Source organism: Pseudoalteromonas sp. S408, from assembly GCF_005886645.1.
GTDB lineage: Bacteria > Pseudomonadota > Gammaproteobacteria > Enterobacterales > Alteromonadaceae > Pseudoalteromonas.
The window spans coordinates 62,367-78,129 of sequence record NZ_PNDY01000002.1; the positions used below are offsets into that span (position 1 = coordinate 62,367).

At 38.4% G+C, this 15,763-nt stretch carries 10 protein-coding genes; 3 read left to right on the forward strand and 7 right to left on the reverse strand.

Features of this window, described 5'->3' with window-relative positions; genetic code table 11:
* Positions 1-37 precede the first annotated feature (37 nt).
* The 5 genes from CWB62_RS02660 to CWB62_RS02680 form a co-directional block, all read right to left on the reverse strand.
* Positions 38-967 carry an alpha-E domain-containing protein gene (locus CWB62_RS02660; protein WP_058403925.1) on the reverse strand — a complete coding sequence of 310 codons (930 nt, stop codon included), beginning with the start codon at positions 965-967 and terminating at the stop codon, positions 38-40.
* Position 968: 1 nt separating this feature from the next.
* Positions 969-2,423: a circularly permuted type 2 ATP-grasp protein gene (locus CWB62_RS02665; RefSeq protein WP_058403924.1), complete on the reverse strand. Its 1,455-nt coding sequence runs from the start codon at positions 2,421-2,423 to the stop codon at positions 969-971.
* A gap of 42 nt (positions 2,424-2,465) precedes the next feature.
* Positions 2,466-3,344 (reverse strand): transglutaminase family protein, encoded by an 879-nt coding sequence (locus CWB62_RS02670; protein ID WP_058403923.1) that lies wholly within the window; start codon positions 3,342-3,344, stop codon positions 2,466-2,468.
* Positions 3,341-5,860 carry a circularly permuted type 2 ATP-grasp protein gene (locus CWB62_RS02675; RefSeq protein WP_138530134.1) on the reverse strand — a complete coding sequence of 840 codons (2,520 nt, stop codon included), beginning with the start codon at positions 5,858-5,860 and terminating at the stop codon, positions 3,341-3,343. The genes CWB62_RS02670 and CWB62_RS02675 overlap by 4 nt, the downstream gene beginning before the upstream one ends.
* 118 nt (positions 5,861-5,978) lie before the next feature.
* Positions 5,979-9,290 (reverse strand): transglutaminase family protein, encoded by a 3,312-nt coding sequence (locus CWB62_RS02680; protein ID WP_138530132.1) that lies wholly within the window; start codon positions 9,288-9,290, stop codon positions 5,979-5,981.
* A gap of 595 nt (positions 9,291-9,885) precedes the next feature.
* On the opposite strand from CWB62_RS02680, the gene CWB62_RS02685 reads away from it, so the two are divergent.
* The 3 genes from CWB62_RS02685 to CWB62_RS02695 all read left to right on the forward strand — a co-directional run bounded on the left by CWB62_RS02685 (position 9,886) and on the right by CWB62_RS02695 (position 13,865).
* Positions 9,886-10,704 (forward strand): SHOCT domain-containing protein, encoded by an 819-nt coding sequence (locus tag CWB62_RS02685; RefSeq protein ID WP_138530130.1) that lies wholly within the window; start codon positions 9,886-9,888, stop codon positions 10,702-10,704.
* Between the two features lie 75 nt (positions 10,705-10,779).
* Positions 10,780-11,952 (forward strand): zinc-binding metallopeptidase family protein, encoded by a 1,173-nt coding sequence (locus CWB62_RS02690; protein ID WP_138530128.1) that lies wholly within the window; start codon positions 10,780-10,782, stop codon positions 11,950-11,952.
* A 179-nt stretch (positions 11,953-12,131) separates the two neighbouring features.
* Positions 12,132-13,865 (forward strand): AMP-binding protein, encoded by a 1,734-nt coding sequence (locus CWB62_RS02695; RefSeq protein WP_138530126.1) that lies wholly within the window; start codon positions 12,132-12,134, stop codon positions 13,863-13,865.
* Positions 13,866-13,908: 43 nt separating this feature from the next.
* Here the strand turns inward: CWB62_RS02695 and CWB62_RS02700 are convergent, their stop codons facing one another.
* Together CWB62_RS02700 and CWB62_RS02705 are read right to left on the reverse strand one after the other, a co-directional pair.
* Positions 13,909-14,994, reverse strand: a complete 1,086-nt coding sequence (locus tag CWB62_RS02700) for a GGDEF domain-containing protein (protein WP_138530124.1) — start codon at positions 14,992-14,994, stop codon at positions 13,909-13,911.
* A 228-nt stretch (positions 14,995-15,222) separates the two neighbouring features.
* Positions 15,223-15,684 (reverse strand): YehS family protein, encoded by a 462-nt coding sequence (locus CWB62_RS02705; RefSeq protein ID WP_058551885.1) that lies wholly within the window; start codon positions 15,682-15,684, stop codon positions 15,223-15,225.
* Between the last annotated feature and the right edge of the window lie 79 nt (positions 15,685-15,763).

A 15,763-nucleotide genomic window follows, 5' to 3' on the forward strand; every position in this document is an offset into this window, starting at 1 on the left:
GTTTTTTATGCATAAAACCGAATGATTTTAATTGTAGTTACTCAGCTGGCTTTAAAAAATAAGTGTGTGCAAATTCATTATGAATACCCGCTAATTCAATTTGTATTTGGTCAATATATTTATGCAAAAAACCATTTTTTAATTGCCTTACTTCTTCTGATTTTAACTCTTTAATTGCAATCTCAATTAAATCGATAATACCTTTTGAATTCGGTAAAACACTTACCTGCTTTTTTAACTCCATTAAACAAAACATTATAGAGCGAGGAAACACTTTACTGTGCATTATAAATTCAAGCACATCTGAGCGCTGCACGCGTACACCCATCTCTTGTCGGTACATTTGGTACGCACTGAGTGAACGTAATAAACTTATCCATTGAATATTTTCAAATGGTTTTGCTTCATCGCTAGTAATAAGTGTTTCTGAGCGAATATCTAAAATTCGCGAGGTCATATCTGCGCGCTCTATTAATGAGCCAAAGCGTATAAAAGTAAATCCATGATCGTGGTTAATTGTCGCATCTAACGCACCAAAAATTAAATGAGCTGACTCAATGATTTGTTTTAAATAAGCAAATCGACCGCGCTTTGTTAACCCTTCTTTTTGGTTATCTTTTACATAATAATATAAAGAGTTAATTTCTTCCCATACATCACGCGGGATCACGTCACGAATGGTACGTGCGCTTTCGCGAGCACTAATAATCGAATTTAATATCGAGGAGTTATTATCACTACCTACCAATAAATAACACAGCGCTTTTTGCTCGCTATAGTCGGTATGGTTTTCTTGGTATGCTTTTCGCGCGCCAATAATATCTATTAACGGCTCCCACCCAGTACAAACACCTTTTGGTAAGTCCATCATTAGCATATTATTTACGTTGATTAAACGAGCCACATTTTCAGCACGTTCAACATAGCGAGCAACCCAATATAAAGTTTCACCTACTCTTGATAACATATTATTTAGCCTCCTCGTCCACAATCCATGTATCTTTGCTGCCACCGCCTTGTGATGAATTAACGACTAAAGAGCCTTTAACCATCGCAACTCGCGTTAAACCGCCTGTCGTTATTTGTGTGTCCTTACCTGATGATAAAATAAACGGCCTTAAATCAGCGTGGCGCCCATCTACCTGCGTTCCATCAAGCGTGGGGACAGTTGATAAATCAAGTGTTGGCTGTGCTACCCAGTTGCGCGGATCCGCTTTGATTTGAGCAATCGTTTCTTGTTGTTCTTTTTTAGTCGATTTAGGGCCAATTAATAATCCATAACCGCCAGACTCGTTAGCTGGCTTCACAACAAGCTTATCAATGTTTTGAATGACATGGTCACACTCTTTAGGATCGAGGCATTTAAAGGTCGGTACGTTTTCAAGCTTAGCTTCTTCACCCAAATAATACTTTATTATTTCAGGTACATATGCATAAACAACTTTATCATCGGCAACACCTGCACCAGGTGCATTCACAAGGGCTACGTTCCCTTTAGACCATGCACGCATCAAACCAGGGACACCTAATTGGGACTCAGGTAAAAATGCTTCTGGGTCTAAAAATAAGTCATCTATTCGACGGTAAATTACATCAACTCGTTGTAATCCAGTTATGGTTCGCATGTATACACAGTCGTCTTTTTCGACGACTAAATCTCTACCTTCCACCAGCTCACACCCCATCTCTTGAGCAAGGTAACAATGCTCGAAATATGCCGAGTTAAATACGCCAGGTGTTAGTACAACCACTTCGGGTTTATCTTGCTTACGTGGAGACATAGCCGCTAACATATCAAATAATTGCGATGGATAATCATCAACAGGTAAAATAGTAGTTTGTTCAAATAGTTCAGGAAAAACCCGCTTCATTACAGAGCGGTTTTCAAGCATGTAGGATACGCCAGAAGGCACACGCAGGTTATCCTCAAGTACATACATAGTGCCGTTGCCATCGCGCACTAAATCAGAGCCACAAATGTGTGCCCATATTTTATTAGGTGGGTTAATGCCTACACACTGAGACCTAAAGTTAACGGACTTTTCTAGGAGTCCTTTTGGGAAAATCCCATCTTTTATAATTTTTTGATCGTGATATAAATCATCAATAAATAAATTTAAAGCCTCAACGCGCTGTTTTAAACCAACCTCTACACTTTGCCATTCTTTTTTACCAATAGTGCGTGGGATAATATCAAACGGCCACGCTCTATCGATCATGTTACCTTCGTTGTAAACCGTAAAGGTAATACCCATTTCCTTAATCGCTAAATCAGCAACCGCTCTAGCTTTTATGAGTTCTTCTTCAGATAAACCAGCAAAAAATTGCGCAAGCTGTTTGCCATGCGATCGAATATTACCTTGTGCGTCTATTAATTCATCAAAAAAGCCATTCGTTTGGTACGTTTTCCAATCAATTTTCATACACCCTTCCGTCTTATCCATAATAACTATGAAGTTGTTAATTTATTCTAATCGAATCATATCTACAGCTACGTCAAGTAGTTGAGAACCCCCACCAAATACAACACCTTTAAGCGGTGTTACATCAGAAAAATCACGCCCTACTGCAAGTGTTATATGTTGCCCACTTGGTAAAATATTATTTGTTGGATCAAAGTCTACCCAACCAAAGTCAGGAACAAACAGTGCAAACCATGCATGGGTTGCATCTGCGCCTTCAAGCTTTTCTTCACCTTCAGGTGGTAGTGTTTCTATATAGCCGCTAACATACCTAGCAGCTAAGCCAATGCTGCGTAAACACGCGAGTGCAAAGTGTGCAAAGTCTTGGCAGACGCCCCTTTTTTGTGCAAAAACAACACTTAAAGGTGTGCTTATAGTTGTAAAACCGGGATCATAGTGAAACTCATGAAATATTCGTGCCATTAAATCCTTACAGGCATCTATCAAATTAGCATTAGGTAAGAACGACACTAACGCATAATCCTTATAGGCTTCTTCAATGGGTGTAAGCTGAGAGGGCAAAATAAATTCAGATATTTTTAATAATTGTGCTGTATTTGGTCTTGCTAAAAAATTACGCGCTTCTTCCCAGCTAATGACAGCAGTATTTAAGTTTTTATTTGCAGTCGTAATTAGTTCAACTTCACTTATCATAGTCACTGTTAGTTTTTTATGTTGCGTTACTATTTCAAACGTAGTGACTTTATTATCAAAGTAATCTATGAATTCTTGAACATAGTTAGCAATAGGCTCTATCTCTATGCGGCTACTATGACAAATTTGCCCACGATTAGTTTTAGGTGTTAAACGTGCTTGGTTTTGGCACAAACTTACAAAATCAGTATAGTTATAGGTTGTCGAGTGCTTAATTTTATATTTCACGATTGAGCTTGCTCAATATTGGTCCAATTCAATTTATTAGCCGTTTGTGTGTGAGAAAAATACTGCATTAATAATACATCACAAAAAGTATCTAGGTTTACTCTTATGTTATGGTTAAATTCAATTAAATGTTTGCGCTGTCCGCTTTCTGTTGTTTGTAGATAATCTTTTTCGGTTACATAACAACTCGTTTTGGAGAGTAAAATAGCTTTTTCATGAGCTGCAATTACGCCTTGCCTGCGTTTATTGGGTAAATGTTGGCAAAGCTGATTTATTTGCTCAAGTTGAAATAATAGTGAGCGAGGATACTCTGCATCTAATAATAGTAACTCAAGCCCCGTACCTATTGTTTGATACATTCTATAGCGGCGTTTATGAGTTACTAAACTCACTTGGCAGCTTAGTACGGCCTCTAATAAACCTAGCTCTTCAGGTTCATCTAGCTTTTGGGTGAGTAATGTATTTCCCAAAGAGATTATTTGAAGACTGCGCTCGATGCGCCTACCTATCTCAAGTAAAAACCAACCATTACTGTTTGGCATACAATCTGCCAGAGAGCCGTTAAAAGCCATAATAAGGCCAATCACTTTATCTAAAATACTTTGAATGGTGCGCGTAGATATATTGATATTAACGTGCTTAAGTATTTTTATTTGCTCGTTCATTTCATCAATAATACGACGACTATCATGTGATAACAGCTCTTGTACTTGTACCGATGCATTAGCTAAATATTTAAGCGTATTAATAATACTGCCAGCACATTGCTCATCTGCAAGTAACACAAAAGCACTTTGCTTAGCATCGCGGGTTTCAAATTCCTCATTTGTAATACTTTGCTCAATATACGGGTATACAATATGTTGCGACTTAATAGCAGTGAGTAACCTAGTAACAATATTACGCCTTATTAAATCGGGATATATAGCAAGTTCTGTATAGCGGTCGATAAAAATACGTAGGATCCTAATCGTATTTTCACAGCGTTCTAAGTAACGTCCAAGCCAAAATAAATGCTCAGCGGTCCTACTTGAAATAATTCCTTCTAGTAGGGTAACGTCCATTCTTTTACGAATAGGTACCGGTGCATTTTGTTCTTCTAATTCAATATTATCGACCGTGTTTACCCATGTATCTTTGAGGCCCCCTGATTTACCAGCTGAATTTCGTGCCTGTGTAGATAAACACAACGCCGAAGGCAGAACCTCTATACCTTGCTCTGTTGTTAACGCATAGCATCTAAAAATAACAGGTTTGGCTATTAGCTTACCGTCTTGCCAAAAGGGGGCACTACTAAATACAGGCTTTTCTTGAAAGTAGTACGCATCTGGATTTTGTTGAATATGTTGTTTAATTTTTTTTTCGTCTAATACACCATCGAGCTTAAAATCGGGGTTTTTGAAGCTTGTGAATTCAAGTGTGCTCCAATCTAAGTCATCAGCTTCAGTGGCTTTATAATACTTAGCCCCTGGAATTAATAATGGCTCACCTAAAAGCTGCTCACATAGCTTATTTAAGTTAAATTGAATAGCTGCAGATGACAATACACCACTACCAAACGGATTTAAAACTTTAACGGTGCCCTCGCGTACAGCTTGTAATAACCCTGCAATACCGTGTAATGAATATTCAGTTTGTTCCAATGAGTCAATACTATTGTCGGGGATCCAACGCAAAATCACGTTGATTTTTCCAAGCCCCTGCAATGACTTTAGCCACACTTCGCCGTTTCTTACCGTTAAGTCGGCGCTTTGTACTAAAGTATAGCCAAAGTAGGTTGATAAAAACGCATGCTCATTATAGTTTGGATCGTCTATACCTTGGGTTAAAATAACAATTCGAGGGTCATCCATATAATGAATATATTCATTAATACCCTCTTGAAATAGGTTTAAAAAGTCTTTTATTTGCTGCACATTGCATTCGGCAAATTCTTCAGCCATTACACGGCGCGCAATAATCCTACTTTTTAGTAATAACCCAAGCCCAAGTGGGCATTGGCAGTGATCTTTTAATACTTTAAATTCGCCAGAAGGCGTTCGATACACATCAAGTGCCGTAAAAAATAGTTTAAGCTCGTCTTTAGGTAAACTAAAGCCCTCACGCATAAAGTGACTGTCTTGATACAGGTTTTCGGCACTAATGTGCCCATTTAAAAGTAGCTTTTGCTCAGAATAAATATCATTTTGAACTTTGTTAAGTAGTGAGGTGCGTTGCTTGATCCCTTTTTCAAGGGCTTTCCAATCATTGCCGGAGAACATAAATGGCAGTGGATCTAAGTCCCATTGTTGATTGTTTTCACTTTTAATATTGCCATTTTGCAGAAGCTGACGAATTTCAATTGCTCGGCTGCTTAAGTCTTCGCTCGTTAAGGTTGATAAACGATTAAATAATGTATCCCAATGCTCAGGCCTCAAACCACTGTGATTTGCTAACTCGTCATGCCCGTGGCCTTTTTCAAGATACACAGACAACCACTGTGGTAACTCAGGCATTGCGTTATTATTTATATACAAATTAAAGTGCTCCATCTTAAAGTTATATCGTTAACTTTAAAGCTAGGATTGAATATAGGTTATCCCACTTTAATTAATTTAAAAGTGGAATAACATCATTATTAAGCTTATTTATGCTTTATTTGAATCGTGGTTGACGTCTTAAATCAAGCGTATTTGGGTAATCCATATTAACGTTTTCTTCATCAGGTACAATAAAGTCACTCACCGTTTCTGCGCTCGTAAACGTACGCGTTGCCGCTGAAGGGCTCCAACTTGGTTGATCGGATGCTAACAACGATGGCGTATGACCGTGTTCCCAAAAACGTGCAACTCTGCGCCCTTCAGCTTCAAATGCATTAACAGGTAAAGTTTCAGGGTTGCGTCCTCCAGCATGGCTTACATGATAAACAAATCCGCCTAGTGAGCGCCCTTCCCACGTATCAATTAAATCAAAGACTAAGGGGGCATGTACGCCAATAGTAGGATGTAGTGCTGTAGGTGGCTGCCAAGCTCGGTAGCGAATCCCCGCCACAAGTTCATCATGCCCTTTTCCTTTAACCCCTTTTAACGGCACTCTACGGCTATTACAAGTAACAATGTATCTATCGCTTATAGCGCCTTTTACTTTTATTTGTACACGCTCAAGGGATGAATCTACATAACGTGCAGTACCTGATGCACTAGCCTCTTCACCTAGAACATGCCAAGGCTCTATTGCGGTTCTTAATTCTAGGGTTACGTTATCGAGTTCGCGTGTGCCACAAACCGGAAACCTAAATTCAAAAAATGGATTAAGCCAGCTTAATTGAAACGCAAAACCTGCTTCTTGTAAGTCACGCGTTACTTCAGCTAAGTCGTCTTCGACATACTGAGGCAGTAAAAACTTATCATGAAGCTCTGTACCCCACCGTACCAATGGTTTGTGGTAAGGTTTTTTCCAAAACCAAGCAAGTAAGGTACGCAGTAATAACATTTGCACCAGGCTCATTCGCGAGTGCGGCGGCATTTCAAAACCTCTAAACTCGACAATACCTAAGCGCCCCGTTGGCGAATCAGGTGAATACAGTTTATCAATACAAAACTCTGCTCTGTGCGTATTACCTGTTAAATCGACCAATAGATTGCGTAGTAGTCGGTCCACTAGCCATGGCTCAGGCACTTCGCCCTCAGGCATATGCGAAAAGGCAATTTCAAGTTCATAAAGCAGCTCATCACGCGCTTCATCTACACGGGGTGCTTGGCTTGTAGGGCCTATAAATAAACCTGAAAATAAATAAGATAACCCCGGATGATGCTGCCAATAGGTAATAAAGCTTCTTAATATATCTGGACGGCGTAAAAATGGGCTTTGATCAGGCGTTTCGCCTCCAAGTGTTACATGATTACCACCACCAGTACCTGTATGGCGACCATCTGCCATAAACTTATCGGTACCTAAGCGCGTTTGTTTAGCAAGCTCATACAGTGTTGTTGTTCTATCAACTAGCTGCTTCCATGAGGTTGAAGGATGTATATTTACTTCAATAACACCTGGGTCAGGTGTGACTGCATATTTTTCTATACGGCTGTCTTTAGGTGGGCTGTAGCCTTCTATAACAACGGGTATTGAAAGCGCTTTAGCCGTGCTTTCTATTGCATTTAATAATGCGATGTAATGTTCAAAATGACTCGTTGGCGGCATAAAAATATATAAACGCCCTTCTCGCACTTCAAGTGCCATAGCCGTTTTGATCATTTCGCTACCAATAAAGCCTTTTTTAAGTTTTTTAGTTTTCTCAAAACTTGTTGGTATATCAAATGGGTCACGGTCAATTATATTGACGCTCCACTGTAAACTATCAAGTGGTAGTCGATAGCCCAGCGGTGATTCACCGGGTAGTAAAAAGCAGTGTTCACGTTTAAATTCCCACAGGCAGGATTGCCAGCAGTGTCTACCTTCATTAAATTGTAATGGCAGCACATAACCTACAGGGTTTTCTATTCCTTTTTCCATTTTTGCTAAAAAGCCTTTTCGGCTCATGGCATTTAACAACTCAGGTTCTTTTGGGCCGACCTCTTTAGGTAACGAAGCCTCTTGCCATAAATGATATAAAATATCCTCATAGGCAGTTGTAATTGCTTTTGTTTCTAAGCCTATTTGCTCGCAGAGCTTTTCGGTAAAGCGCTTAGTGTCTGTGTGATCTAATTTATAGTTTTTATTAGGATCAGCGAGTAAGTTTGTATCTTTCCAAAGCGCTTGTCCGTCTTTGCGCCAGTAACATGCATATTGCCAACGAGGTAATGGTTCGCCTGGGTACCACTTGCCTTGTCCGTAATGTGTAAAGCCGCCTTTTGTATATACCTTATTCATAGCAACAAATAAGTTTTGGGCAAGTACGCGCTTTTCTTTGCCGTCTGCTTCTGTATTCCATTGCGGGTGCTCCATATCGTCTATTGAAATAAACGTAGGTTCACCGCCCATTGTTAAATGGATCCCTTCTTGATTGTAAATATCATCAACTTGTAAACCTAAACGGTTTATAGCGCTCCACTGTGTTTCAGAGTATGGCTTAGTTACACGCGGGTCTTCATGAACACGCGTCACTTTATTATAAAAACTAAATTCAGATTCACATTCATCAATACCACCCGATACCGGTGCAGCAGAGCTTGGCTCAGGCGTGCACGCAAGCGGGATATGCCCTTCGCCTGCAAATAAGCCTGACGTTGGATCAAGCCCTATCCAACCAGCACCAGGAATGTAAACCTCGGTCCATGCGTGTAAGTCGGTAAAATCCTCTTCAGGGCCGCTTGGACCATCTAATGATTTTTGATCTGACGTTAGTTGAATTAAATAACCAGAAACAAAGCGAGCAGCTAAGCCTAAATGGCGAAAAAGTTGCACTAATAACCATGCAGAATCTCTACACGAACCAGTACCTTTAGTTAGTGTTTCATTTGCCGTTTGAACGCCAGGCTCTAAACGAATGCCATACCCTACCAAGTTATAAATAGCTTGGTTAACCGCTACTAAAAAATCAACACTTCTAATAGGCTTTTCAGGGCGTAAAGACTCAATTAAATCGACGAATTTAGGGCTTGGCTTTCGCTTTTTTAAATAAGGATTAAGCTCTGCTTTTGACGCTTTATCGTATTCAAAAGGGAACTCTTCTGCGTATTCTTCTAAAAAGAAATCAAAAGGGTTAATTACGGTCATTTCAGCAACAAGGTCGACCGTAAAGCTAAACTCCGTTGTAGGCTTATTAAACACAACCCTTGCTTGATAATTGCCAAAAGGGTCTTGTTGCCAATTTATATAGTGATCTTCAGGGACTATTTTAATCGAGTAGCTTTTTATTTTTGTGCGGCTATGCGGAGCAGGACGTAAACGAAAGATATGTGGCCCCATGTTTACCGCTCGGTCGTACTTGTATTGAGTATGGTGCGCTATACCAACAGTAATTGTCATTGATTAATTCCCCTTTAATAATGTATAGCCAGTTAGGTATCACAAAATATGACTTATCCTAAGCAATATTGTGCAATTTATATTCCATAAAATTTTTACTTATACGAGGCCTTAAAACTGCTAAAAAACACACATTGGCCATTCACATAGATATTAGTTTTCACAAATTTACGTAATTAAAAAAATTTTGCCTTTGTTTTGGTGCAAACGCTGCACCAAAAAAGACTAAAATTTAGTCTTTATTAAATTACAACAATTTAAAATATTGAATATTAACAAAGAAAAATATCCATTAATGTTTTACTAACTGTATTCTATAAAACCATTAATGGCTAAATAAAAAACAACTGATTTAAATTATTTCACTTTAAATAAGCACGCCGAGCATTAAAAAATAGTTCATACTAAATACTGCTATTTAAATTTATAAAGCTGTTATAGTGGAGCGATTTTTAACCATTTATGTTTTAAGAATTAGTCAAACTCAGATTAAAGCAAAACGATTAAAGTAATATTAATCTTCACGCTTTTATTATCATCAAATGCACCATGGAAATGTGCAAATGACACACCCTTAATTAAAGGACACCTATTTATGCAAACGCTAACTGATACTGGCGATAATTTAGTAAAAGATATATCTGCGCGTTATGGCCTTAGCTACGATGCCGTAGTGCATATGCTAATAGCAGTAAATCATGGTGGCGGCTCAATGGCTCAGTTTAATTGCCCTGAGCTTGGTGGTTCGGGTCAATGGATGCGAGGTGGTATGACCATGGTTGGTGATATGTTTAATAACGGGTTAAAAAATACCGTCGATAACTTATGTAATGAACTAGCTAACCTTTTAAGTGCTAATCAGGTATTTCCTGTAATACCAGCAGGTACACCAGGTAACGATCAATGGTGGCCAACTGATTTGGGAAGCCCTTTTAGTAGTGGCGGGCAAAATAATATCCGTTATGCGGTATTCCAAAACAGGTTAGCCATTGAGCTAAATGGCCAAATAACTATTTACGATACGCTTGATCACCAAATTATTGGTGTAAGCCAGCAACAAGGTAGCGATACTTCTCTTACGTTTAACAGCCAGTGGGGAAACATTAGCGTAAATAGTTTGCCATTAATTTCACAACCAACAAATACTATTATTCAACCTGAGCAACAAAATTTTGCACAAGCAACACAAGTCCCTATTGAGCAACCTGTAAATAACCCAGCAAGTGATCAACAAGCTCAGCAAACGCAACAAAAAGCGGTAAATAATATAATAAATTCACAAGGGAATGTTTTGCCATTTTCGGTAACTGAAACTCTCGAAATAATCGAAAAGCTTGCGCATTTAAAAGAGTTAGGTGCGCTAAGTGAAAGTGAGTTTAATACTAAAAAGACTGAATTATTACAACGCATATAATGCGTAACTTTGCGACTGTTCACGTGCATAACCCATTTTGTTGTTTATACCCTTTTTTGCTAGTTCGGTAAAAATATGAAAACCTTTAAATGTAACTGTAAAGATAACCACACCATTTTTTTTGAAAGTAGTCATTGTTTAGCCTGTGGTCGTACTTTAGGAATTGACGACAATTTTAACCTTGTTGAACCCTACGAATTTAACGAGAAAACAGGGTTATATTTCAAGACAGAGCAACCCACTGTGCCTTATCAAAAATGCGATAACAACGCACACTTTGGCACATGTAATGGCATGGTTAATTTAAATACGTTTGCCCCCCCCGTAGATAAAGACGAAACGCTCTGTTTTGCGTGTCGCTTTAATGAAACAGTTCCCGATTTAACTATAGACAAACATATTCCGCTTTGGCGCAATATGGAAACGGCTAAGCGCCGTGCTTTATATACTTTAAAGGCACTTTGTGTTCCGCTTAATAACTTAAACCAAGACCCTGTAAATGGTTTAAGTTTTGACTTTATAACAGACAGAAACGTAAACGATCACTTTGTTACAAAGCTCGCTGGTCATGAGGATGTTTTTACCGGACATAATTGTGGGCATATCACTATAAATTTAGCCGAAGCAGATGATATAGCGCGCTCACATACAAAACATGCAATGGGTGAGCGCTACCGTACGTTACTTGGTCATTTTCGACATGAATTAGGCCATTATTATTTTGATCAACTCATAGCCAACTCACCAGAAAAACACGCTTTATGTAAGCAATACTTTGGCGATGATGCGCTTGATTATCAAGCAGCGCTCGACTTACATTATAAAAATGGTGCACCCGCTAATTGGCATGAAAACTTTATTAGCGAGTATGCCACTATGCACCCATTTGAAGACTGGGCTGAAACATGGGCTCACTACATGCATATTATTGACACACTAGAGACTGCAAAAAACTTTTCAATTACAGGCTCTATTACCGGTAGTGAATACGAGATAGATGAAGCCAATGAGTTAAGACTGCCACAAAATACACACTATTTTTATGGGCAAACTTCAATAACATCAATTTTAGATAGTTGGATGGAGTTTTCGATTATATTAAATTCTCTTAACCGCAGCATGGGTTTAGCCGATGCCTATCCGTTTGTGTTAACGCAAGCAGTAAGAACAAAGCTTGAATTTATTCATCATGCAATTCATAACAGACTTAACTTAATGCCCAATTTAGTTAACACATCTACTGACTAACTTAGCGTATTTGGCATAAGGTTTTAAGAAACTTATGCCTCGCTTTAGATGCAGCCCTTATATACTACCTCACAATTATGACTAATACATTAGTCTAACCACCCTTCTCTTTGTCGACAATATATGTTTATTTAAACTTTAGTTTATGTACGTCACACACATCGACACGGAGAAAACAAATGCACACACAACATAAAGCGGTTAAAGAAGTAGAACTTATAAACACATTACCGTTGTCACAAAGCTATTTTAAAGGCTCACAAAATACACCTTTAACCAATAAAACCATTGGTGCCTACTTTGATTTTATTGTCGACAAAAAACCCAATTCGCTCGCGGTAGTAGTCAATCATCAAAACATCCGTTTAACCTATAGAGAGTTTCAAAAAGAAGTAAATCAACTCGCGATGGGGCTATTAGCCATAGGCGTTAAACCAGGTGAACGGGTAGGAATTTGGTCACCGAATAACATTCAGTGGTGCCTAACTCAAATTGCTACCGCAAAAATTGGTGCCATTATGGTATGTATAAACCCTGCATATCGCCCGAGCGAACTGACTTATGCGCTAAATAGCGTAGAATGTTCCACTTTAATTACTGCAAACAGTTTTAAAGGCAGTAATTATATAGAGATGCTAACTAGTTTAGCGCCAGAGTTTAACCAATCCGACCCAGGTAAGCTTGAGTCAAAAGTACTACCGAGCCTTAAAAACGTTATTAGTATTGGTGATGATCCCATCCCTGGTATGTTTTCGTTTTCACATATTATGCAGTTAGCTACACCCGCCCATCAGCTCGAATTACACGCTATAGCGGCTAATTTAAACGCCGATCAGGACATAAATATACAATTTACATCAGGCACAACGGGCAACCCCAAAGGCGCTACACTGACTCATAAAAATATTTTAAATAATGCGCTTTTTGTTGCCGACTCTATGCGGTTTACACATAAAGACAAACTTTGCATTCCTGTTCCTCTTTATCATTGCTTTGGTATGGTTTTGGGGAGCCTCTTGTGCATTACCAAAGGTGCTGCAGCTATTTATCCAAGTGATTCATTTGATGCAAAAACAACTCTTGATGTAGTTGAACAAGAAGGCTGTACAGCACTACACGGTGTTCCCACTATGTTTATTAGCCAACTTGAGCTCAGTAGTTTTAATAAATATGACTTAAGGTCACTTAGAACCGGTGTTATGGCAGGCTCTACTTGTCCTGAACAAGTCATGCGTAAAGTTCAAACCCAAATGAATATGCATCAGGTTTTAATTGCCTATGGGCAAACTGAATGTAGCCCTATAAATAATATTACTGAAACTGACTCATCAATAGAGCGTCAAGTAACCACTGTTGGGCGCGCCCTTGCTCATACTGAGGTTAAAATTATTGATGAACTGGGTAATATTCAAAAAATAGGTTTACCTGGTGAAGTATGTTCAAAAGGTGCAGGCATAATGCGCTGCTATTGGAATGACGAAGAAAAAACAAAAGCCACAATAGATAGTGACGGCTGGCTTCATTCAGGCGATTTAGGTGTTATGGATAGCGAAGGGTTTGTAAGTATTGTTGGGCGAATTAAAGACATGATTATTCGTGGTGGTGAAAACGTTTACCCTCGAGAAATTGAAGAGGTGCTTTATACATACCCCGGCGTACAAGACGCTGCTGTATTTGGTATTAGCGATGAAAAATATGGTGAAGAAGTGTGTGCGTGGATTCAGCCAAAAGAAAATACAACACTCGATGAACAGGCAATTCGTGCATTTTTAAAAGACAAGTTAGCTTACTTTAAAATGCCTCGGTATGTTCGTTTTGTAGAGAGTTACCCAATGACAGTCACAGGCAAACTACAAAAATTTAAAATGCGCGAGCAAATGCACGAAATATTATTAGGTAAATCATTTTCATAACATATACTTGCCCAACACCACGAAATACAGATGTTGGGCAACGCTATGATATATAATCTTTAATTACCTTATTCTTCCCTGTATTTTTTGCTGCGTACATCGCTTTGTCGGCAGATGCTAGTAATACTTTCATATCCGGACGAAGGGAGCAAAAATCAGCTACAACCACGCCAGCAGAAACTGTTATACGTTTAAATGTTGAGTATTCGTGGCTTATCGGACTTGAGGCAAAGCGAATAGGTAAGTCGTCAAGCCAGTCTAATTTGTTTTGGCCTAAAATTTTAACTAAGATGAACTCCTCGCCGCCAAACCTGACAACGATATCTGCCTCGCAATTTTGCAATCTGCTTGCAACATCAATAAGTATTTTATCTCCATCTAAATGACCGTAATTATCGTTGTACTTTTTAAAATCATCGATATCGATCATAGCAAGCGCTAGCGATTGCGATGGCTTAATTTGATTCATTAAGCGTTTACATTCTGAGTCAAAACTGTGTCTATTATGCAACCCTGTTAGCTGATCTATATTCGCTTTTTGTGTTTCCACGAGCTCTGCTTCATATTGTTTACGTAAAAGTATATCAAGTTGATATTGAATACACGCCATCACAATTACAATACTAATGTAAAAGTAAAGACTCCATATTATTGGCGTGGATGAAAACAAATGAACACTTAAAAGGCTTAGCCCCGTAATTGTCCATAAAATAAGTTTATGGCCTAAATGAAGCATGGGTATTGCAGAAAAGGAAGCCACTACAAGCATAGGCCCTCCCTCGTTTAAATAACCATATAACCCAACAAAGGACCAAAATAAATACCCAAATAAAACACAAAATAAAATACCATAAGCAAAACAACGATAATGTAAGTATTTTGCCTTTAATTTATTGTTTACATAAACCAATACAAACGACAAACAAACCATCGAAAGTCTAAGAATATTAATAACAGAGGATATAGATTGTTCATCGTTTAACCACGAAAGAATAACCAAAATCGTTAAAAATAAAGCAGCTAAATACAAGGCTATATTAGCAAAGTGAACGGTGCTTTTATTAAGTTGATGCTGGAAGTCTTTTTCTTTGTCAGGCGGAAAATAAAATGTTGCGGGTATTAATTGCATTTTAAATTCCTTTTATACTTTCGTTGGCTTGAAATAATGTGCTTAAAAGCCGCTATTTTTGTATTTATGTAAAGGTTGCTTTTTAAGCTATTTAAATTGGTCTAGTAAAGTTCGCCTTTAAATATTATCGCTATGTTTGATTAATTACAATATTAGTAAACACTTAACGATGACTGTCTAAAAAACGTTGGTTATTACAACGTTTTTGGACAAAATATTTATTAGTAATTACTCAGGGCGGTATTGCTGCTGAACGCCTGTTAAGAATAAACGCAGTATTTGATCGTTACACACTCGGTAATGCTTGTTGTCTACTTTACGAGAAAACGCACTTAATTCGTGTTTGCTTAAATCAAAATCAACCAATGCAAGCGTGGCTATTACATCTTCTGCCTTCATGTTTAAAGCAATGCGTAACTTCATAAAGATAATATTGTTATTTAACTTACTCTCTGGTATTGGTTGTTCGCCGTCACGCTTACCACGTTTAGTGTTGATAAAACCGTTTAAAAACGATGCAAACTCAGTGTCTGAAATTTCAACAAACCCTTGCTCGCCCTCTTTTATTAACCATGCAATGACTTGATCTGTGGTTACTGTGGCCTCTGCTGCAGCAAAAATATCAACCATGGCAGTATCTGTTAAATTAAAAGTGTAGCGAAGGCGGCGTAAAATATCGTTATTTGTCAAAGTAATTTCCTGAGTAAGGGATTGTAAAGCTAAGCAATAGCGCTCAACATTATATAAACGCGTAGTTTAGCAGCTTTAC

Excerpts from the sequence above, each read along its gene's own strand:
- CWB62_RS02660 (WP_058403925.1), bottom strand. The coding sequence starts at position 967 with ATGTTATCAAGAGTAGGTGAAACTTTATATTGGGTTGCTCGCTATGTT.
- CWB62_RS02665 (WP_058403924.1), bottom strand. The coding sequence starts at position 2,423 with ATGAAAATTGATTGGAAAACGTACCAAACGAATGGCTTTTTTGATGAA.
- CWB62_RS02680 (WP_138530132.1), bottom strand. The coding sequence starts at position 9,290 with ATGACAATTACTGTTGGTATAGCGCACCATACTCAATACAAGTACGAC.
- CWB62_RS02685 (WP_138530130.1), top strand. The coding sequence starts at position 9,886 with ATGCAAACGCTAACTGATACTGGCGATAATTTAGTAAAAGATATATCT.
- CWB62_RS02690 (WP_138530128.1), top strand. The coding sequence starts at position 10,780 with ATGAAAACCTTTAAATGTAACTGTAAAGATAACCACACCATTTTTTTT.
- CWB62_RS02695 (WP_138530126.1), top strand. The coding sequence starts at position 12,132 with ATGCACACACAACATAAAGCGGTTAAAGAAGTAGAACTTATAAACACA.
- CWB62_RS02700 (WP_138530124.1), bottom strand. The coding sequence starts at position 14,994 with ATGCAATTAATACCCGCAACATTTTATTTTCCGCCTGACAAAGAAAAA.